Source organism: Pseudomonas sp. GW821-FHT02B10 (genome assembly GCF_059421865.1).
On sequence record NZ_JBWKVU010000003.1, the window covers coordinates 382,745 to 402,682 of the forward strand.

The following is a 19,938-nucleotide window of genomic DNA, read 5'->3' on the forward strand; positions in this document are numbered from 1 at the left end:
GAGCGAGGCTTGCCCGCGATAGCGATTACAGAACGCAGAAGAACTAGAAGCTGGAACCCGGCTCGCGCAGGAATGCCAGTTCCTCCGGCGTCGATTCACGCCCGAGAATCTGGTTGCGATGAGGGAAGCGCCCGAAGCGGGCGATGATTTTCTGATGCCGTTCGGCGTAGTCCAGCAGATCGGCGAACACCGGTTGGTCGGCCAGCGGCTGCTCGTCGTGCAAGGCGGCGAACCTGGAGATCGCTTCGTTCTGCACCGCCAGGTTCTCGCAATGCTCGAACACCAGGTAGACGAAGCTGCGTTGCATCGGCGCCAACTGGCGGTCGAAATCCGCGGCAATACCCTGGGCCACCAGCGCCTGGGCACGTAGATCGCCGGCAAAGCTCTTGGGGGTTTCGCGATACAGCATGCGCGGCAGCTGGTCGAGCAGCAGCACCAGGGCCAGCCAACCTTGCGGGCGTTGCGCCCACTCGGTCAATCCGCCGGCCAAGGCCTGCTCCACCAGATCCCCGAAACGCTCGCGCGCCTCGAGGTCCTGGCTGTCGCGCTTGCCAAACCACAGCCTGCCCTTTTCAGCCTTGATATCCGCGGGCTTCTCGGCCGAACCGAACCACCAGTCGAGCAAGGGCTGCCAGGGCGCGGCCATGGGTTATTCCTTGTGGTAAGCGGTGACGCGGGCGACTTCTTCCTTCGAGCCGAGGAACACCGCTACGCGCTGGTGCAGGCCTTCAGGCTGGATGTCGAGAATGCGCTGGTGACCGTCGGTGGAAGCGCCGCCCGCCTGTTCCACCAGGAACGACATCGGGTTGGCTTCGTACATCAGGCGCAGCTTGCCCGGCTTGGATGGCTCGCGGCTGTCGCGTGGGTACATGAACAGGCCACCGCGGGTCAGGATGCGGTGCACGTCGGCGACCATCGCGGCCACCCAGCGCATGTTGTAGTTCTTGTTCAGCGGACCTTCTTCGCCTGCCAGCAATTCGCTCACGTAACGCTGCACCGGCGCTTCCCAGTGACGCTGGTTGGACATGTTGATGGCGAATTCCTGGGTGCTTTCAGGAATGGTGATGTCTTCGTGGGTCAGCACGAAGCTGCCCATTTCGCGATCCAGGGTGAAACCCTTGACGCCGTCGCCCAGGGTCAGCACCAGCATGGTCTGCGGGCCGTAGATGGCGTAACCGGCGGCAACCTGCTGGGTGCCTGGCTGCAGGAAGGCCTTTTCATTGAGCGGTTCGTTCTGGCTCAGGTATTCGTTCGGGCAACGCAATACCGAGAAGATCGTGCCGACCGGGGCGTTGATGTCGATGTTCGACGAGCCGTCCAGCGGGTCGAATACCAGCAGGTACGCGCCTTTCGGGTATTTGCCCGGGATCTGGTAGGCATTGTCCATTTCCTCGGACGCCATGCCGGCCAGGTGGCCGCCCCATTCGTTGGCTTCGAGCAGGATCTCGTTGGAGAGCACGTCGAGCTTCTTCTGCACTTCGCCTTGGACGTTTTCAGTGCCCATGCTGCCCAGAACACCGCCCAGGGCGCCTTTGGACACGGCATGGCTGATCTCCTTGCAGGCACGCGCCACCACTTCGATCAGGAAGCGCAGATCGGCAGGAGTGTTGTTGCTGCGGGTCTGCTCAATCAAATAGCGACTCAGGGTAACGCGGGACATGGACGGCTCCGGAGGAATGGGGGGCTAAAAACCCGCGCAGTTTAACGCGAGTCGGGGTGCATTTCCTCCTATGAGACGAGATCCGCCACAGAGAGTTCATGCATGGGGTTGAGCGTAGCCCGAAATCCGATCCGTAGACGTTGGCGCAGGCTGCGATAGCCTGCGCCCTTTAGACGCTACGGGGACCGCCGAGCGGCCTATTCCAGAGCCTTCCAGATCTCTGTGGCGTACTCGCGAATGGTCCGGTCCGAAGAGAACCAGCCCATGCGCGCGCTGTTGAGCACCGCCGAACGCCACCATTGATTGCTGTCGCGCCAGCGCTCTTCGACATGCAGCTGGGCATTCCAGTAGGAGTCGAAATCGGCGCACACATGGAAGCGGTCATAGTCGACCAGCGAATCGATCAGCCCAGAGTAACGGGCCGGATCGTCCGGCGAAAATACCCCGCCACGAATCGCCTGCAGCACATCGTTGAGACGATGGGAGGCGGCGATGTCCGGCACCGCGCTGAACTCGCCATTGCGTTTGCGTGCTTCCACCTGCTGGGCGCTGAGGCCGAAGATGAACATGTGCTCGGCGCCGACCCGCTCGCACATCTCGACGTTGGCGCCGTCCAGGGTGCCGATGGTCAGCGCGCCATTGAGGCCGAACTTCATGTTGCTGGTGCCCGAGGCCTCGAAACCGGCGGTGGAAATCTGCTCCGACAGGTCCGCCGCCGGGATGATGCTTTCGGCCAGGCTGACGTTGTAGTTGGGCAGGAACACCACCTTGAGCAGGCCGCGCACGGTCGGGTCGTTGTTCACCGTGCGGGCGATGTCGTTGCTCAGCTTGATGATCAGTTTGGCCTGGTGATAACTGGCCGCGGCCTTGCCGGCGAAGATCTTCACCCGCGGCACCCAGTCGATTTCCGGCTCGGCGCGGATCGCCTGGTACAGCGCCACCGTGTGCATCAGGTTGAGCAACTGGCGCTTGTACTCGTGGATCCGTTTGACCTGGACGTCGAACAGCGCCGCCGGATTGACCGCGATGCCCAGGCGTTCATGGATGATCGCCGCCAGCGCGCGCTTGCTGTGCAGGCGCTGCTCGGCGAACTGCTTGCGAAAGGCCGGCTTCTCGGCGAAGGGTTCGAGCTTGAGCAACAGCTCCTCGGGGTTGTCCAGCAGCTCCGGGCCCACGGCTTCGACCAGCATCGCCGTCAGCTTGGGGTTGGCCTGGTACAGCCAGCGGCGGAAGGTGATGCCGTTGGTCTTGTTGTTGATCCGCTCCGGGTACAGCTTGTGCAGCTCGGAAAACACCGTGCTGCGCATCAGCTGGGTGTGCAGGCCGGACACGCCGTTGACGCTATGGGAACCGAGAAACGCCAGGTTGCCCATGCGCACCCGGCGGCCGTTGTCTTCTTCGATCAGCGACACCGCGCGCAGCACGTCGAAGTCGTGGATGCCCTTGGCCCGCAGCGAATCGATGTGCTGGGCATTGATCAGGTAAATGATCTGCATGTGCCGCGGCAGCATGCGTTCCATCAGGCCCACCGGCCAGGTTTCCAGGGCTTCGGGCAGCAGCGTGTGGTTGGTGTAGGCCAGGGTCTCGACGGTGATCTGCCAAGCCGCTTCCCAGGCGATGCCGTGCAGGTCCACCAGCTGGCGCATCAGTTCGGCCACGGCAATCGACGGGTGCGTGTCGTTGAGCTGGATCGCCGCATGCTCGCCGAGGCTGAGCACCGAATCGTGCATGTTCTTGTGCCGGCGCAGCAGGTCCTGCAGGGACGCGGAGACGAAGAAGTACTCCTGGCGCAGGCGCAGTTCCTGCCCGGCTTCGGTGCTGTCCGCCGGGTAGAGCACCCGGGAGATGCTTTCGGCCCGGGCCACCTCGGCCACCGCGCCCAGGTGGTCGCCGGCGTTGAAGCGTTCCAGGTGCAGGTCTTCCATGGCCCGGGCGCGCCACAGGCGCAAGGTGTTGACGCTGGCACCGCGCCAGCCGACCACCGGGGTGTCGTAGGCCACCGCGCGCACGGTTTCCGCCGGCCACCAGACCTGCCGGGCGTGGCCGGCCTCGTCGGTGACGGTTTCGACGCTGCCGCCGAAGCCGATCGAATAGATCACTTCGGGGCGCTCGAACTCCCAGGGGTTGCCGAAGTCCAGCCAGTGCTCGGTCTGCTCCTGCTGCCAGCCATCGACGATGGCCTGGCGGAACAAACCGTGTTCATAACGGATACCGTAGCCGTGGCCGGCGATGCCCAGGGTCGACATGCTTTCCATGAAGCACGCCGCCAGGCGGCCGAGGCCACCGTTGCCCAGCGCCGCATCCGGCTCCAGCAGGCGGATGCGTTCCATATCGACGCCCAGGTCGTTCAGCGCATCGCGCGCCACGTCCAGCAGCCCGAGGTTGCTCAGGCTGTCGTAGAGCAGGCGGCCGATGAGGAATTCCAGGGACAGGTAATAAACGCGTTTCTGGCCTTTGCGGTAGATCTGCCGCGTATGGTCCATCCAGTGCTCGACCATGTGATCGCGCGCCGCCAGGGCGATGGCTTCGAACCAGTCATGGTCGAAGGCGTGGTCCGGGTCTTTGCCCACCGCGTAGGTGAGTTTGGTCAGGACGGCATCGCGAAAAGCGGCCACCTCAGCGTCACGAACTTGCAGTTCCTGAGTCATGAATACGACCTCGAGCGAGATAGACAGTGAGCATGGAATTGTCTGAGCCTAGTCGGTCTGACAGGAGCCAAAGACTCTGGTTCGGTGCGTCGTGCGATTGCCCGAGCAGAGGCGGCGTCTCCCGCGGCAGCTGGCAAAAATGATGCAGATGCCGTGCCGACCCTCGCACTCCCCTTGGGCAGGCGTAAATTCCGTTAAATGGTTGTTCAAAAATCCACCAGTACCGGTATGATCGCGCGCCCTGATACACACGCTGGAAACAAGCCTGATGAAGTCCAACCTGATCGCCGCCGCGGAAATCGACCGACTCGATACCTGGGCCAAGTATTCCGCGCCCATGTGCGGCTCCTGCATGTCCAGCTGCTGCACCCTGCCGGTGGAGGTCAAGATCAAGGATCTGATCCGCATCGGCATCGTCGACGAATTCGAACGCGGCGAGCCGGCGAAGAACATCGCCAAGCGCCTGCAGAAGGAAGGCATCGTCGAGCGCTACAACCAGAAGTCCGAAATCTTCACCCTGCAACGCATGAGCAACAACGACTGCCTGTATCTGGATCGTAAGAGCCGCCTGTGCACCATTTATGACAAGCGCCCGGACACCTGCCGCAACCACCCGAAGATCGGCCCGCGCCCGGGCTATTGCGCGTACAAGCCCAAGCCGGTGGAGCGCCCGACCAACACCAGCAGCCGGACCCTGGAACGCTTCTGAGCCTCGACCTGCGCCCGCAACCCCATTCCCCGCGTAACCCTGCCGCCCTGTAGCCGCTGCCGAGCCTTGGCGAGGCTGCGATCGGCTGCAAAGCAGCCGCAATCCGGGCCACCGCAGAGTTTCAGATCTACCGCTTGACGACCGCTACGCGGCCGATCGCAGCCTCGCGGGCTCGGCAGCGGCTACAGGACCCGAGCTTTTTCACAGATCAAAAAAAACGCCCCCGGCCTTTCGACCGGGGGCGTTTTCATTCAGCCGGAACTAAAGATCAGTTCTTGGCTTTTTTGGCAGCGCGGGTACGCTCGCCTTCGTCAAGAATCTTTTTACGCAGGCGAATCGACTTTGGAGTCACTTCGCACAATTCATCGTCCTGGATGAATTCCAGAGCCTGTTCCAGGGTGAAACGAACCGGCGGAACCAGGGCGATGGTTTCGTCCTTGCCCGAAGCACGCATGTTGTCGAGCTTCTTGCCTTTGGTTGGGTTCACACCCAGGTCGTTGTCACGGCTGTTCAGACCAACGATCTGACCGTTGTAGATTTCCTGGCCGTGCTCGACGAACAGCTTGCCGCGCGCCTGCAGGGTTTCCAGGGAGTAGGTCAGGGCCTTGCCGGTTTCGACCGAAACCAGTACGCCGTTCTGACGACCGGACATGTGGCCGGACTTCATCGGAGCGTAGCGATCGAAGATCGAGGTCAGGATGCCTGCACCGTTGGTCAGGGTCAGGAACTGGTTACGGAAACCGATCAGACCACGGGCTGGAATGTTGTATTCCAGGCGTACACGGCCCTTGCCATCCGGAACCATGTTGCTCAGGTCGCCCTTACGCAGACCCATTTCTTCCATGACCTTGCCCTGGGATTCTTCAGGGATGTCGATGGTGACGTTTTCGAACGGTTCCTGCTTCACGCCGTCGACTTCACGGATGATCACTTCAGGACGGCCAACGCCCATTTCGAAACCTTCGCGACGCATGGTTTCGATCAGTACCGACAGGTGCAGCTCACCACGGCCGGAAACCTTGAACTTGTCGGCCGAGTCGCCTTCTTCAACGCGCAGTGCAACGTTGTACAGCAGCTCTTTGTCCAGACGTTCCTTGATGTTACGGCTGGTCACGAACTTGCCTTCTTTACCGCAGAATGGCGAGTCGTTGACCTGGAAGGTCATGGAAACGGTCGGCTCGTCGACGGTCAGCGGCTTCATCGCTTCGACAGCGGTCGGATCGCACAGGGTGTCGGAGATGAACAGCTCGTCGAAACCGCTGATGCAGACGATATCGCCGGCAGCGGCTTCTTCAACGTCCACACGGTGCAGACCGTGGTGACCCATCAGCTTCAGGATACGGCCGTTGCGCTTCTTGCCATCGACGTCGATAGCCACAACCGGAGTGTTCGGCTTGACGCGACCGCGAGCGATACGGCCAACGCCGATCACACCCAGGAAGCTGTTGTAGTCCAGAGCGGAGATCTGCATCTGGAACGGACCGTCACGGTCAACGGCCGGAGCCGGAACGTTGTCGACGATCGACTGGTACAGCGGGGTCATGTCTTCGGCCATGTCGGTATGGTCCAGACCGGCAATGCCGTTCAGGGCCGAGGCGTAGACGACTTTGAAGTCCAGCTGTTCTTCGGTGGCGCCCAGGTTGTCGAACAGGTCGAAGATCTGGTCCAGAACCCAGTCAGGACGCGCGCCTGGACGGTCGACCTTGTTGATGACCACGATCGGACGCAGGCCGGCTTCGAACGCCTTCTTGGTCACGAAACGGGTTTGCGGCATAGGGCCGTCTTGAGCGTCGACCAACAGCAGAACGGAGTCGACCATCGACATTACGCGTTCAACTTCGCCGCCGAAGTCGGCGTGGCCCGGGGTGTCCACGATGTTGATGTGGTAGCCGTTCCAGTTGATGGCGGTGTTTTTCGCCAGGATGGTAATACCGCGCTCTTTTTCCTGGTCGTTGGAGTCCATCACGCGCTCGTCGTTGAGCTCGTTGCGCTCCAGGGTGCCGGATTGACGCAGGAGTTTGTCTACCAGGGTGGTTTTACCGTGGTCAACGTGAGCAATGATGGCGATGTTGCGTAGATTTTCGATCACTTGTGTATCTCGATCAGAGGATTCGGTGTGCTGACAACTGCTGGCAGCGATTAACAATAGAGTCCGGCAAGGCCGTTACAGCTTGACGGTGGCGTCGGGGGGCCGGTGACGCAAGCCACAGGCAAACAGCCCCGGGCACTTAGCTCGGTCTATAAACGCGCACATTGGCATGTCCCTCACTGAGCAGATGGTGAGCATGCAGGCGACTCATGACGCCTTTGTCGCAATACAGCAGGTACTGGCGAGTAGGGTCCAGTTCCTTGAAGCGTGCATTCAATGCATAGAACGGCAGCGCTTTTATCTCGATGCCAGAAAGTGTCAGCGGGTCGTCTTCCTGAGCATCCGGATGACGGATGTCGATCACGATCTGGCCCGCCAGCGCCTCGCTGACTTCTTCGATCTGCAAATCCTGGCCCAGTTCGTCGATCACCCGATCGATCGGCACCAGTTTGGCCCGCTCGATCGCACGCTCGAGCACCGCCATGTCGAATTCTTTCTCTTCATGCTCCACGCGATGGCGCTTGGCATGGGTCTTGGGGTTCACCGAGATGACCCCGCAGTACTCCGGCATGTGCTTGGCGAAGTCGGCGGTGCCGATTTCGTTGGCCAGGTCGATGATGTCCTGCTTGTGGCTGGCGATCAGCGGGCGCAGCACCAGCTTGTCGGTCACGCAGTCGATGACCGAGAGGTTCGGCAGGGTCTGGCTCGACACCTGGGAAATCGCCTCGCCGGTGACCAGCGCGTCGATGTGCAAGCGGTCGGCGATGCTCGACGCGGCACGCAACATCATACGCTTCAAAATGACGCCCATATGACTGTTGTCGACTTTGCCGAGGATTTCGCCGAGCACTTCCTCGAACGGCACGCTGACGAACAGCACGCGCTGGGAGCTGCCGTACTTCTTCCAGATATAGTGCGCGACTTCCATCACGCCCAATTCGTGGGCACGCCCGCCCAGATTGAAGAAGCAGAAGTGGCTCATCAAGCCGCGACGCATGATCTGGTAGGCCGCCACCGTGGAATCGAAACCGCCGGACATCAAAACCAGGGTCTGCTCCAGGGCGCCCAGCGGGTAACCGCCGATGCTGTTGTGCTGGCTGTGGATCACGAACAACCGTTGGTCGCGAATTTCCATCCGCACTTCGATTTCCGGCTCTTTCAGGGAAATCCCGGCGGCGCCGCACTGTCGGCGCAGCTGGCTGCCGACGTATTTCTCCACGTCCATGGAGCTGAATTCATGCTTGCCGGCACGCTTGCAGCGCACGGCGAAAACTTTCCCCGACAGCGCCTCGCCAAAGTGCTGCTTGCACTTGGCGACGATGTCGTCGAAGTCGCCCAGCGGGTATTCATCGACCTGCAGGAAATGCGCGATGCCCGGCATGCAACTCAGGCGCTCGGTCATCTCCTTCAAGGCTTTCGGCTCGCTGACGGCGGTTTCCAGCTCGAGGTTGTCCCACACACCATTGACCACCACAGCCGGGTCCAGATCGCGGAGCACGGCACGGATGTTCTTGGCCAACTGACGGATGAAACGCGTCCGTACCGGGCGGCTCTTGATGGTGATTTCCGGGAAAACTTTAACGATTAGTTTCATGAAAACAGCGCGCGCTGGGCCAGCCGAAAAAGGGGGGCGCGGATTATAGCGGAAATTGCTCAAGGTTTAACCAATTAATGTGCACTCGGTTTTTAGCGCACCAAAACAGGTCATCGCCAGATAAAAACGCAACATTGCGGTGCGCCGGTTTGCCAATCTGGCCCAAATAGCGCCCGGAATGCGTGAGTTTGGGGCATAAAACCCAACTCGGGGCACTGGCATGCAATTTGCTCCCTTGTGAGGCAGGTTGCCATGGCAGAGTATCTGCGCCGGCATCACCCACATTCTAAGGGCACACCAACACTCGCCCGAAGCCACCCGGAGGACACTATGTCGAAGTCGGTTCAACTCATCAAAGATCATGACGTCAAATGGATTGATCTGCGCTTCACTGACACCAAAGGCACTCAGCACCACGTGACCATGCCGGCCCGTGATGCGCTGGATGACGATTTCTTCGAAATCGGCAAAATGTTCGACGGTTCCTCCATCGCTGGCTGGAAAGGCATCGAAGCCTCCGACATGATCCTGATGCCGGTTGACGAAACCGCCGTCCTGGACCCGTTCACCGAAGAGCCGACCCTGATCCTGGTCTGCGACATCATCGAACCTTCGACCATGCAGGGCTACGATCGCGACCCACGCGCCATCGCCAAGCGTGCCGAGGAATACCTGAAGTCCACCGGTATCGGCGACACCGTATTCGTAGGTCCAGAGCCTGAGTTCTTCATCTTCGACGAAGTGAAGTTCAAGTCCGACATCTCCGGCTCCATGTTCAAGATCTTCTCCGAGCAAGGCTCGTGGATGTCCGACCAGGACGTGGAAGGCGGCAACAAAGGCCACCGTCCAGGCGTCAAGGGCGGCTACTTCCCGGTTCCTCCGTTCGACCACGACCACGAAATCCGTACCTCCATGTGTAATGCCATGGAAGAAATGGGCCTGGTCATCGAAGTTCACCACCACGAAGTGGCGACTGCCGGCCAGAACGAAATCGGCGTGAAGTTCAACACCCTGGTCAACAAGGGCGACGAAGTTCAGACCCTCAAGTACTGCGTGCACAACGTGGCCGACGCCTACGGCCGCACCGCGACCTTCATGCCTAAGCCTCTGTACGGCGACAACGGCTCGGGTATGCACGTGCACATGTCCATCTCCAAAGATGGCAAGAACACCTTCGCTGGCGAAGGTTATGCCGGCCTGTCCGACACCGCCCTGTACTTCATCGGCGGCATCATCAAGCACGGTAAGGCCCTGAACGGTTTCACCAACCCTTCGACCAACTCCTACAAGCGTCTGGTACCAGGCTTCGAAGCTCCGGTCATGCTGGCCTACTCGGCGCGCAACCGTTCCGCTTCGATCCGTATCCCTTACGTGTCGAGCCCTAAAGCCCGCCGTATCGAAGCGCGCTTCCCGGATCCGGCTGCCAACCCATACCTGGCCTTCGCTGCCCTGCTGATGGCCGGCCTGGACGGTATCCAGAACAAGATCCACCCTGGCGACGCGGCTGACAAAAACCTGTACGACCTGCCGCCAGAAGAGGCGAAAGAGATCCCACAAGTTTGCGGCAGCCTGAAAGAAGCCCTGGAAGAGCTGGACAAAGGTCGGGCGTTCCTGACCAAAGGCGGCGTTTTCAGCGACGACTTCATCGACGCTTACATCGCCCTGAAAAGCGAAGAAGAAATCAAGGTCCGTACCTTCGTACACCCACTGGAATACGAGCTGTACTACAGCTGCTGATCCGGTAGCGCCGCCCCACGCGGCGTGACACGCTACGTAACAATAAAAAAGGCCTCCCTCGGGAGGCCTTTTTTATTGTCCGCCCATAGCCCCGGAGCATTCCCCCGGGTTATTCATCCATGGATAATCCGCGCCTCTGGCGCCCTCTGTCCGGCGCCTCGACGAAGGGATTCGTATGCAGTGGACTCGTTCTCTCGGCCTGATCGCCTGCCTGGCGTTCGGCAGCACCCAGGCCGCTCCTTTCTATGCCGGCAAGTCACTGGCCCACCCGCTGATCACCGGCCTGGCGGAAAGCTCGGCGACCCTGGCCTTTATCAAGCAGGGTGGCGGCGTCAAAGGTTATTACTCGGTCGACCCGGACGAGAGCCAGCCGCAGCTGCTGGACGACTTCGGCGATGCAACCATCGAGTCGGTGTTCAACATCGCCTTGGATGATGAGTCCCTGACCCGCCTGGTGCTGTTCAAACAGCGCGGCCAATACCGCGTGCATGCCTATCGCTATAACGAAAGCGACCACCTCTACCAGCGCCTGGAAAAACTGCAGCCCGCCCTGGAGCGCATCGCCAAAGACCACAAGAAACTCGATGCCCCGACGGTGAAACAGGCCCTGCGCCAACTGACACCGCTGAACTACAGCTACTTCTACGAAGACTCGGGTATCGAGGAATTCGACCGGCTCGACCATTCGGCCGGCACCCTGGTGGGTTACTTCGACCAGAACGGGCAGCCCATCACCGCCCATCCGCCCGGAGCTGAGCAGTACAGCTACAAAAAGACCTTCGCCGAAAAGGACGGACGCTTTCTCACCGCCACCTACTGGCGCGGCGAAACACCTGCGCTGGAGGGCGAGCCCCTGCTGTACAACTACCGGGCCAGCCGCATTGCCTGGGAAACCGAACCGCGACGCTTCACTGGCAGCGAGGACGGGGCCTGCGTGGAATACTCCGATTCCGGCGGTGCCGTTGCCGCCCAGGGTGCCTATGCCCACGGCCAACGCACCGGCGAATGGAGTTTTTCCAACCCGGACGATGGCTGGACCCATGGCCGTTATGTCGATGGCAAGCGCCAGGGGCAGTGGACCGAAACCTACCGCTGGCAATCCGTAACGGGCGAGTATCGGGACGATCTACGTGAGGGACGCTGGGTGCTGTCCTACGACGAAGGAGGCGAATCCGCTGTCACTGGCTTCCAGACCTATGTCCATGGCGTGCTCAACGGCCCGAGCGAAGAGAAGGTGGACGGCTTCACCGAAAGCGGCAGCTACCGCAACGACAAACGCGAAGGGCCATGGGTTACCCAAGCAGGTCGCGGCAACTTCGAGAACGACCTGAAAAGCGGCCCGTGGATACTCAAGACAGACAAGGGCCATAGCCAGAGCGTGAACTTCGTCGCCGATAAAAAAGAGGGCGAGTTGCGCGAAACCGACGCCAATGGCGTGCTGGTCCTGATCGAGCATTACCAGGCAGATGTGCTGTCCGGCACCCGCGAAGGCTATAGCCCCAGCGGCAACCTGCAGTACTCGCAGCACTATGAGAATGGCAAACGGGAAGGCCACTCACTGGGTTACAGCGAAGACGGCAAGCTGATCAGCGATATTTCCTGGCACAACGATCGGTACGAAGGCCCTCACCTGACCTTCCTGCGCGACGGGACGCCGGCCACGGTCGGGCGCTTCGAGGGAGGGCGCTTTGTCGGCCTGATGAAACAATACGATCAGGACGGAGTGCTTTATGAGGAAGCCAACTGGTGCCGCTTCGACAAGTTCGGCTCAACCGTCGAACGCTGTGGAAAACAACGGCGGTTCACCCACGGAAAGCTGTCCTGGGAAACGGACTTTCTCTTTGGCAGCCCCCAAGGCTCCATCGAGTACAACTATGAAACAGGCCAAAAGATCCGCGAGAAGATCATCGGCGACAATGACCAGATCACTCAGCGCACCTACTACGACAATGGGCAGGTCGAGTGCCAGAAAAACTCGGTGGGTTTCACCTGGATGACCATCAACCAGCAACAGGTGAAAAGTCATGAGTCCAACGGCCAACTGGTCGGCGAACAGTTGTGCTATCACCGCAACGGCGCGGTCAAGAGCCGCGAGCTGATCGACAACGGCTTGAGCGCCTGCCGGATCGTCTATGACGAAAGCGGCCAGCGACTCTCTTCCAGCCCAACCGGTTGCGCGGCGCCCGCGACTGCCGCGGCCGGCCAGTGACCCACCTTGCACCCGGCGCTTGCCAGGCACTGCGGTTTTGCGTGCATCATGGCCGCCGACTTGTCCCCAGGAAACCGAGACTGCCCATGACTTCGCGATTCTGCCTTGCCCTGTTGACCCTGTTGCTGGCCGGTAATGCCTGCGCCGCCCCCGCCACCCTCGGCCCTCTGCTGGCCACCCTCGAAGAACGCCTGGCCATTGCCGACCAAGTGGCCCTGAGCAAATGGGACAGCCACAAACCGGTGGAAGACCGCCCGCGCGAGCGTGAGGTGATTGCCGGCGCGGTGGCGCAGGCGCCGGCCTACAAACTCGACGGCGCGGCGGTGGAACAGTTCTTCGCCGCGCAGATCGAGGCCAACAAGCTGGTGCAGTACGCCCATCTGTCCGAATGGACCTTGCAAGGCCAGGCGCCGGACACGCCGCGCCCGGACCTGGTGGGGCAGATCCGCCCGCAACTCGACCGGTTACAAAAACGCCTGCTGCAGCAACTGGCGGATTTCAGCCCCTACCGCAACGACCCGCAGTGCCCGCAATGGCTGGCCCAGGCCACCCACGGCGGCGACCGCCCGGCGCTGCGCCAACTGGCGCTGGTCCGCGCCACCGCCGAGCTTTGTGTGTCCAAAGGTTGAAGTGACGAACCTGGGCCCGGTTCGCGACTCTATGCTGGAGGCAGTTTCATTTTTGCAGCCGCCGACCCATGCGCCCAGGAAAGCCGCCATGCGTGTGCACTGTCTCTACCTGCTGTTGCTGACCGCCCTGCCGGCCGCCGCGCAGATCTACCGCTACACCGACGCCCACGGCAATACCGCCTACAGCGACCAGCCGCCGGCCGGCGTGCCCGGTCAGGCCGTCGAGCTGGCGCCGCTGAACCGCATAGAGGCGCCCAGGCCGCTCACACCGCCCGGCGTCGAGCCTGAACAGACGCCACCCTCCAACGCGCCGGCCTACACCACCCTGGAGCTGAGCGGCGTACCGAACGGCGGTGTGATCCGCGCCAACAACGGCTCCTTCAATGTCGAGGTCAGCCTGCAACCGTCCCTGCACAACGAACATCGCCTGCGCCTGCTGCTGGACGACCAACCCTATGGCCAGCCCGGCAACCTGCCGAGCCTGCAACTGGTGAACATCGATCGCGGCGAGCACCGCCTGGCGGTGCAGGTGCTCGATGGCGAGCGGGTGGTGCAGCAAAGCCCGACGCTGACCTTCACCCTGCAACGGGTTCATCGGCCCTGAGGTTCTGGCGCGCCGAAATCTGCGGGTACAAGCGCCGCTCATGCTCAAGCAGCCAGCGTTTGCGCCAGAGCCCGCCGCCATAACCGGTGAGCGAACCGTCGGAACCTATCACCCGGTGACAGGCAATCACGATGGCGATCTGATTGGCGCCATTGGCCCGGGCCACGGCCCGCACGGCGGAGGCCGAACCTATGCTACTCGCCACCTCGGCGTAACTGCGGGTGGTGCCTGGCGGTATCGCCCTGAGGGCCTGCCACACCGTGCGGGTAAAGGCCGAAGCATTCAGCGCCAGCGGCGTGGCAAAGCTCGCCGACTCCCCAGCGAAAAACCGTCGCAATTCGCTCTCGATCTGGTCGATGGGGGCAAAACGCCCGAAACCGATGGTCGAGCCAGTGTGCTCTTGCAGGCGCTTCAGCTCAGTGGCCAATGCCGGGCGGTCGAAGAACTCCAGCAGATGCAGGGCCTGCGCATCGGCCACTGCCAGCATCACGCCGATCGGGGTTTGCAGCCAGTCGGCCTTGAGCAGTTCGCGGCCGCGCAGGTTCGACGGTGGCTGGCCGAGCAACCGGGTGAAGGCACTGCGAAAGCCGCTGTCGGAATCGAAACTGGCGCTGATCTGCGCATCAATCACGCTGGCGCCGCCCGCCAGTTGCTGCATGCCCTCGCCGATCCGCCGCAGCCGGGCCATTTCCAGGAAGGTCACGCCGAAGTGACGCTTGAAGGCCCGGCGCACCGTGGAAGGGTCGAAGCCGAGTTCGATCAGGTCGCCTTCATACCAGCGCCTGTCGGCATTGTTTTCCAGCAAGGCCAGCAGCTGTTTGACCAGCGGCTCCTGGGTACCTGCCTGCTCCAGCGGACGGCAGCGCAGGCAGGCGCGAAAACCGGCCTCGATACAGGCCTTGATAGAGCTGAAGAACACTGTGTTTTCGCGCTTGGGCTTGCGCGCCGCGCAAGTCAGCCGACAGAACACGCCCGTGCTCTTGACCCCGACGAAAGCGAACCCGTCATAGGCCGGGTCGCGTTCGAGCAAGGCGCGGTACAGGGTGTCGTCATCGGGCAGTTGGAACAGCAAGGGGGCATTATCCATGGCCGTCTCCAGCACCAGAAGGAATGTCTGTGCACTGTAGAGCAGCGCCGCAGCGGATGCCGCCGCAAATCAGGCGTTGATTCGCCAACGACGCCCCGCCTTGCGCCCGGCGTGAAACAACGCCAAGCGATAGATCAGAATCAGGCGCGCTCGATCACCATGGCCACGCCCTGGCCCACGCCCACGCACAGGCTGACCACGGCGTAACGCTGGTGGTTGCGTTGCAGGGTACGGCAGGCGCTCAACACCAGCCGGGCCCCGGACGCGCCCAGTGGGTGGCCGATGGCGATGGCGCCGCCATTGGGGTTGACCCGCGGATCGTCGAAATCCAGGTCCAGGGCCTTGAGGCAAGCCAGCACCTGTGGCGCGAATGCCTCGTTGATCTCGATCAGGTCGAGCTGCTCCAGGCCGATGCGGGCCCGCTGCAACGCCAGCAGAATCGCCCCGTGCGGGCCGATACCCATGAACTGCGGCTCCACGCCGACCGACGCCGACGAGAGGATGCGCGCCATGGGCGCGACCCCATGTTCCCTCCCGATCTCACGGCTGCCGAGCAGCAACACCGCCGCGCCATCGTTGATCCCCGAAGCGTTGCCGGCGGTCACCACGCCCTCCGCGAACAGCGTCGGCAAGCGCGACAGGGCCGCCAGGTCGGAGCGAGGGCGCGGGTGTTCGTCATCGCAGACGGTCAAGGCCGGGCCCTTGCGCCCGGCCGCCAGCTCGACGGCCATGATCTCGCCGTCCAGCACTCCGGCCTGCAAGGCCGCCTGGTAGCGCGCCTGGGAAGCGGCGGCGAAGCGATCGGCGTCCTCGCGGCTGATGGCATAGAGTCGGGCCAGGTTATCGCCGGTCTCGGGCATGCTGTGGTTGCCGTAGCGTTCGACCAGCCGCGGGTTGGCGAAGCGTGCGCCAATGGTGCTGTCGGCCACCTCCTGGGTCCGGCTGTAGGCACTCTCGGCCTTGGCCATGATGAAGGGCGCCCGGGACATGCTCTCGACCCCGCCGGCCAGGTACAGTCGGCCCTCGCCGCAGGTGATCGCCCGGGCCGCGTCGATCACTGCCGACAGGCCGCTGGCGCACAGGCGGTTGACCGTCTGCCCGGGCACGCGCCAAGGCAGCCCGGCGCTGAGCAAGGCATTGCGCGCCAGGTTGCGGCTGTCCTCGCCGGCCTGGTTGGTACACCCGAGGATCACCTCTTCCAGCGCCTCGGCCGGTAGCCCCGAGGTTTCCAGCAAACGCGCCAGCAAAGGCCCCATCAGATCGTCCGGGCGCACGCTGGCGAGGCTGCCGCCATGCCGGCCGAAGGGGGTTCGCAAGCCGCTGTAGATATAGGCATCAAGCATGAAAGGACTCTCGCAGCAGTAGGGATCGGCAGGCCTCAGGCCGGCAGCGGGTTTTCCGGCTGGCGCAGGGACAGGCCCAGCAGGGCCCGACGGCGCAACCAGCCGCTGGGGCGATAACGCGGGTCGCCCGTGAGGGTGTGCAGGCGCTCGAGGATCTGCAGCAGGCGCTCGGGGCCCAGTTGGTCGCCCCACTCCAGCGGTCCCAGCGGATAGCCGAGGCCCAGGCGTACCGCGGCGTCGATATCGGCCACCGAGGCGATGCCCTGCTGGGCGATGTCGCAGGCCAGGTTGACGATGGACGCCAGGGTGCGCTGGACGATGAAGCCGCAGCTGTCGCGGATCAGCGTCACCGTGCCGCCGTCGGCGCTGAACAGCGCGTGGGCGGCGTGCTGCATGTCTTCGCGGGTCGCCGGGTTGAGCATCAGGCAACGCTGGCTGTCGAGCGCGGTCAGGGTGTCGATCGCCACGGTGCGCGACGGGTCCATGGCATGACGCAGGGCCGCTTCGCTGGCGTCATCGCCCAGTGGCGCCACCAGGCACAAGGCCGAGGTGGAAGGTCGCAGGCCGTTCTCGACCCGGGCCCCCAGGCGTTCGAGCAGGTCCAGCAGACGCAGCCGGCCGACCTCGTCGTCGGCGGCGATCCACACCGGCGGCAGCACCGCGCAAGAGGGCACGGCCTGTGGCGGGCGCCGCGTATCGCCTGGCTCGTCGTAGAGGTAGAAGCCCTGCCCGCTCTTGCGCCCCAGGTGCCCACCCGCCAGCATCAGCCGCAGCACGGGGTGAGGCCGATAACGCGGCTCCTCATAGAACTGCCGGTAGACCGACTCCATCACCGGCACGCTGACATCCAGGCCGATCAGGTCGAGCAGCTCGAACGGCCCCATGGCGAAACCGGCGCTGTCGCGCAGCAGCGCATCGATCCGCCATGCAGGGGCCACGCCCTCGCTGAGGATGCGCAGCGCCTCGGTACCAAAGGCCCGTCCGGCATGATTGACGATAAAGCCGGGAGAGTCCTTGGCCCGCGCCGGGTAGTAGCCAATGGCGCGGACCAGCTCCTGCAAGCGCGCGCCGACGCGGGTGGCGAGGCCGTCGATCACCTCGACAATGCGCATCCGCGGCACTGGATTGAAGAAGTGCAGCCCGGCGACGCGTTCCGGATAGCGGCAAGCCGAGGCAATCGCGGTGATCGACAGCGACGAGGTATTGCTCGCCAGGATCGCATCCGGCGCCAGCACCTCCTCCAGTTGCCGAAACAACTGCTGCTTGGCCGCCAGGTCCTCGACTATCGCCTCGATCACCAGTTGACAGTCATGCAGCGCTTGCAGGCTGTCGACCACTTCCAGATTGAGCATGGCCGCCGCGGCGTCCTGCGGGGTGATGCGGGCCTTCTCGATCTGCTGGGCAAAGATCGTCGCCAGCTGCTCCCGGGCCGTGCCCGCGGCACCCGGGCGCACATCGAACAAAAATACCTTGAGCCCGGCCATGGCCATGACCTGGGCGATGCCCCGGCCCATGGCGCCGGTGCCGACCAGGCCGATGCGTTGCAATGCTTGTGTGGTCATTTCCCCTGGTACTCCGGTTTGCGTTTCTCAAGAAAGGCCTGCATGCCTTCGCGTTGGTCATGGGAGCCGAACAGCAGCTGGAAAGCCTTGCGCTCCAGCACCAACGCCTGCTCCAACGGCAGGTCCATGCCGGCCAGCACCACCTCCTTGATCTGCGCCACGGCCAGCGGCGGCATGCCGGCGATGCTGGCGGCCAGGGCCAGGGCTCGCGGCAGGGTCTCGCTGTCTGCCACCACCTCGCTGACCAGGCCCAGGCGCAGCGCCTCGTCGGCCGGTACCTGGCAGCCGGTGAGCAACAGACGCAGCGCCTGGAACTTGCCGATGGCGCGCAGCAGGCGCTGGGTGCCGCCCGCCCCGGGCATCACCCCGACCTTGATTTCCGGCTGGGCAAAACGCGCCGAGTGGCCGGCGACGATCAGGTCGCAATGCATCGCCAACTCACAGCCACCGCCCAGGGCGTAGCCATTCACCGCGGCGATGACCGGCTTGCGGCACGCCGAGATGGCTTGCCAGTGGCGCTCGGCATGCCGGGCATAGAGCTGCAGCGCGCTGGCGTTCACCAGCTCGCTGAGGTCGGCGCCGGCGGCAAACACCGTATCGCCGCCAGTGAGCACCACGACCCGGGTATCCGGGCAGGTGTCCAGGCGGCGAAAGTGCTCGGCCAGCTCCTCGCGCAGCGCCATGTTCAGCGCGTTGAGCGCCTGCGGGCGGTTCAGCCGCAGCAGCGCCACGCCCGATGCGGGGCGCTCCAGCAGGACCAGGGGTTGGGGGCTAACGGACTCGGGATTCATGGAATCTCCTGATGCAGGTAGGGATCCGGAAGCGCTGCCAGAACCCCGGCCGGGGCTCTGGCAGCGCCCCTCAGCTGCGGACGATGCCGTGCTCGAACAGGTTTTCGATCGTCTGGTTGTCGAGGCCCAGGCCTTCGAGAACCTCGCGGGTATTCGCGCCCAATGCCGGCGGAGCACTGCGATAGCTGGCCGGGGTCCGCGACAGCTTCACCGGCGAGCCGACGCCGCGGTAGTCGCCGATCTCCACCAACAGGCCGCGATGCCGGGTATGCGGGTGCGCGACCACCTTGTCGATCGAGGCAATCGAGCCGCAGGGCACGCCCAGGCGGATCAGCCGTTGCGCCAGGGCCGTGCCGTCGTGCTCGGCCAGGCGCGCCTCCAGCGCCTGCTTCAGCGCCTCGCGGTTGACCGAGCGGCAGCCGTTGTCGGCAAAGCGCGGGTCGTCCAGCAAGGCGCCGGCGTCCAGCTGTTCGCACAACTTGGCGAACTGCCGGTCATTGCCGACCGCCAGGAAGATCGGCTCGGTGCCGGTGCGGTAACTGTCGTAGGGCGCGATATTCGGATGGGCGTTGCCGGTGCGCTGCGGGGTCTTGCCAGCGGCGAAATAGTTGGCCAGATGCGGGTGCAGCAGGGACACGCCGCAGTCGTACAGAGTGATGTCGAGGGACTGCCCCAGGCCGCTGCGGTGGCGTTCGTTGAGCGCCAGGAGAATCCCCGCCAGGGCATTGAGCCCGGTGACCATATCGACGATCGGCAGGCCGATGCGCAGCGGGCCGCTGTCGGCTTCGCCGTTCACGCTCATCAGCCCGGCCATCGCCTGGATCACCGCGTCGTAGCCGGGCAACCCGCCCAGCGGGCCGTCACTGCCAAAACCGGAAACCGCGCAGTGGATCAGGGTCGGGAAACGCTGGCTCAGCACCTCGGCATAACCGATGCCCCAACGCTCCAGGGTGCCGGGCTTGAAGTTCTCCATCAGCACGTCGGCGTCTTCCAGCAGGCGCATCAGCAGCTGGATGCCCGCGGGTCGGGACAGGTCCACGGCGATCCCCTGCTTGTTGCGGTTCACGCCCCTGAAATACGAAGCGTCGGCGCCCTCGAAAGGCGGGCCCCAGCCGCGGGTCTCGTCACCGTTCAGGGGCTCCAGCTTGATCACTTCGGCGCCGTGGTCGGCCAAGGCCTGGGAGCAGTAGGGTCCACCCAGCACGCGGCTGAGGTCGATGACTTTCAGGCCGGCCAGGGCCCCTTTTGAATGGTTCATGGCAGTTCTCTGACAAAA

The 19,938-nt window shown here is 63.3% G+C and carries 15 protein-coding genes; 5 read left to right on the top strand and 10 right to left on the bottom strand.

Annotated elements, in window-relative coordinates:
* Nucleotides 1-43 precede the first annotated feature (43 nt).
* The 3 genes from AC07VU_RS09150 to AC07VU_RS09160 all read right to left on the bottom strand — a co-directional run bounded on the left by AC07VU_RS09150 (nt 44) and on the right by AC07VU_RS09160 (nt 4,308).
* The gene (locus AC07VU_RS09150) at nt 44-646 is read right to left on the bottom strand and encodes a DUF924 family protein (protein WP_053259326.1); all 603 of its coding nucleotides are present in this window, start codon (nt 644-646) and stop codon (nt 44-46) included.
* Nucleotides 647-649: 3 nt separating this feature from the next.
* Nucleotides 650-1,660: a class 1 fructose-bisphosphatase gene (locus AC07VU_RS09155; RefSeq protein ID WP_007925933.1), complete on the bottom strand. Its 1,011-nt coding sequence runs from the start codon at nt 1,658-1,660 to the stop codon at nt 650-652.
* Between the two features lie 197 nt (nt 1,661-1,857).
* Complete coding sequence (locus AC07VU_RS09160; RefSeq protein ID WP_457275467.1) at nt 1,858-4,308, bottom strand: glycogen/starch/alpha-glucan phosphorylase; 2,451 nt, start codon at nt 4,306-4,308, stop codon at nt 1,858-1,860.
* A gap of 265 nt (nt 4,309-4,573) precedes the next feature.
* On the opposite strand from AC07VU_RS09160, the gene AC07VU_RS09165 reads away from it, so the two are divergent.
* Nucleotides 4,574-5,017 (top strand): YkgJ family cysteine cluster protein, encoded by a 444-nt coding sequence (locus tag AC07VU_RS09165; protein WP_023970087.1) that lies wholly within the window; start codon nt 4,574-4,576, stop codon nt 5,015-5,017.
* 268 nt (nt 5,018-5,285) lie between these two features.
* On the opposite strand, the gene typA is transcribed toward AC07VU_RS09165, so the two are convergent.
* Both typA and thiI read right to left on the bottom strand, forming a co-directional pair.
* Nucleotides 5,286-7,106 carry a translational GTPase TypA gene (gene typA / locus AC07VU_RS09170; protein WP_009041779.1) on the bottom strand — a complete coding sequence of 607 codons (1,821 nt, stop codon included), beginning with the start codon at nt 7,104-7,106 and terminating at the stop codon, nt 5,286-5,288.
* Nucleotides 7,107-7,245: 139 nt separating this feature from the next.
* Nucleotides 7,246-8,700, bottom strand: coding sequence for a tRNA uracil 4-sulfurtransferase ThiI (gene thiI, locus AC07VU_RS09175; RefSeq protein ID WP_007929954.1), 1,455 nt, complete (start codon nt 8,698-8,700; stop codon nt 7,246-7,248).
* Between the two features lie 330 nt (nt 8,701-9,030).
* Between thiI and glnA the strand changes: the two genes are divergently transcribed.
* From glnA to AC07VU_RS09195, 4 genes are all read left to right on the top strand, one after another.
* The gene (glnA, locus tag AC07VU_RS09180; RefSeq protein WP_007929953.1) at nt 9,031-10,437 is read left to right on the top strand and encodes a glutamate--ammonia ligase; all 1,407 of its coding nucleotides are present in this window, start codon (nt 9,031-9,033) and stop codon (nt 10,435-10,437) included.
* A gap of 175 nt (nt 10,438-10,612) precedes the next feature.
* Nucleotides 10,613-12,646 (top strand): toxin-antitoxin system YwqK family antitoxin, encoded by a 2,034-nt coding sequence (locus AC07VU_RS09185; RefSeq protein ID WP_457275466.1) that lies wholly within the window; start codon nt 10,613-10,615, stop codon nt 12,644-12,646.
* Between the two features lie 86 nt (nt 12,647-12,732).
* Nucleotides 12,733-13,275 (top strand): chorismate mutase, encoded by a 543-nt coding sequence (locus tag AC07VU_RS09190; RefSeq protein WP_053259323.1) that lies wholly within the window; start codon nt 12,733-12,735, stop codon nt 13,273-13,275.
* An 88-nt stretch (nt 13,276-13,363) separates the two neighbouring features.
* Nucleotides 13,364-13,879, top strand: coding sequence for a DUF4124 domain-containing protein (locus AC07VU_RS09195; protein WP_274305287.1), 516 nt, complete (start codon nt 13,364-13,366; stop codon nt 13,877-13,879).
* Here AC07VU_RS09195 and AC07VU_RS09200 read toward each other — a convergent pair.
* The 5 genes from AC07VU_RS09200 to AC07VU_RS09220 all read right to left on the bottom strand — a co-directional run bounded on the left by AC07VU_RS09200 (nt 13,851) and on the right by AC07VU_RS09220 (nt 19,920).
* Complete coding sequence (locus AC07VU_RS09200) at nt 13,851-14,966, bottom strand: bifunctional transcriptional activator/DNA repair enzyme AdaA (RefSeq protein ID WP_495029755.1); 1,116 nt, start codon at nt 14,964-14,966, stop codon at nt 13,851-13,853. The two genes, AC07VU_RS09195 and AC07VU_RS09200, sit on opposite strands and share 29 nt — an antisense overlap.
* Before the next feature lie 140 nt (nt 14,967-15,106).
* Complete coding sequence (locus AC07VU_RS09205) at nt 15,107-16,309, bottom strand: 3-oxoadipyl-CoA thiolase (protein ID WP_495029756.1); 1,203 nt, start codon at nt 16,307-16,309, stop codon at nt 15,107-15,109.
* 35 nt (nt 16,310-16,344) lie between these two features.
* Nucleotides 16,345-17,871 carry a 3-hydroxyacyl-CoA dehydrogenase gene (locus tag AC07VU_RS09210; protein WP_495029757.1) on the bottom strand — a complete coding sequence of 509 codons (1,527 nt, stop codon included), beginning with the start codon at nt 17,869-17,871 and terminating at the stop codon, nt 16,345-16,347.
* Nucleotides 17,868-18,662: an enoyl-CoA hydratase gene (locus tag AC07VU_RS09215; RefSeq protein ID WP_274305283.1), complete on the bottom strand. Its 795-nt coding sequence runs from the start codon at nt 18,660-18,662 to the stop codon at nt 17,868-17,870. Before AC07VU_RS09215 ends, AC07VU_RS09210 begins: the two co-directional genes overlap by 4 nt.
* 70 nt (nt 18,663-18,732) lie before the next feature.
* A complete protein-coding gene (locus tag AC07VU_RS09220; RefSeq protein WP_274305282.1) occupies nt 18,733-19,920 on the bottom strand; it encodes a CaiB/BaiF CoA transferase family protein in 1,188 nt (395 codons plus the stop codon).
* Between the last annotated feature and the right edge of the window lie 18 nt (nt 19,921-19,938).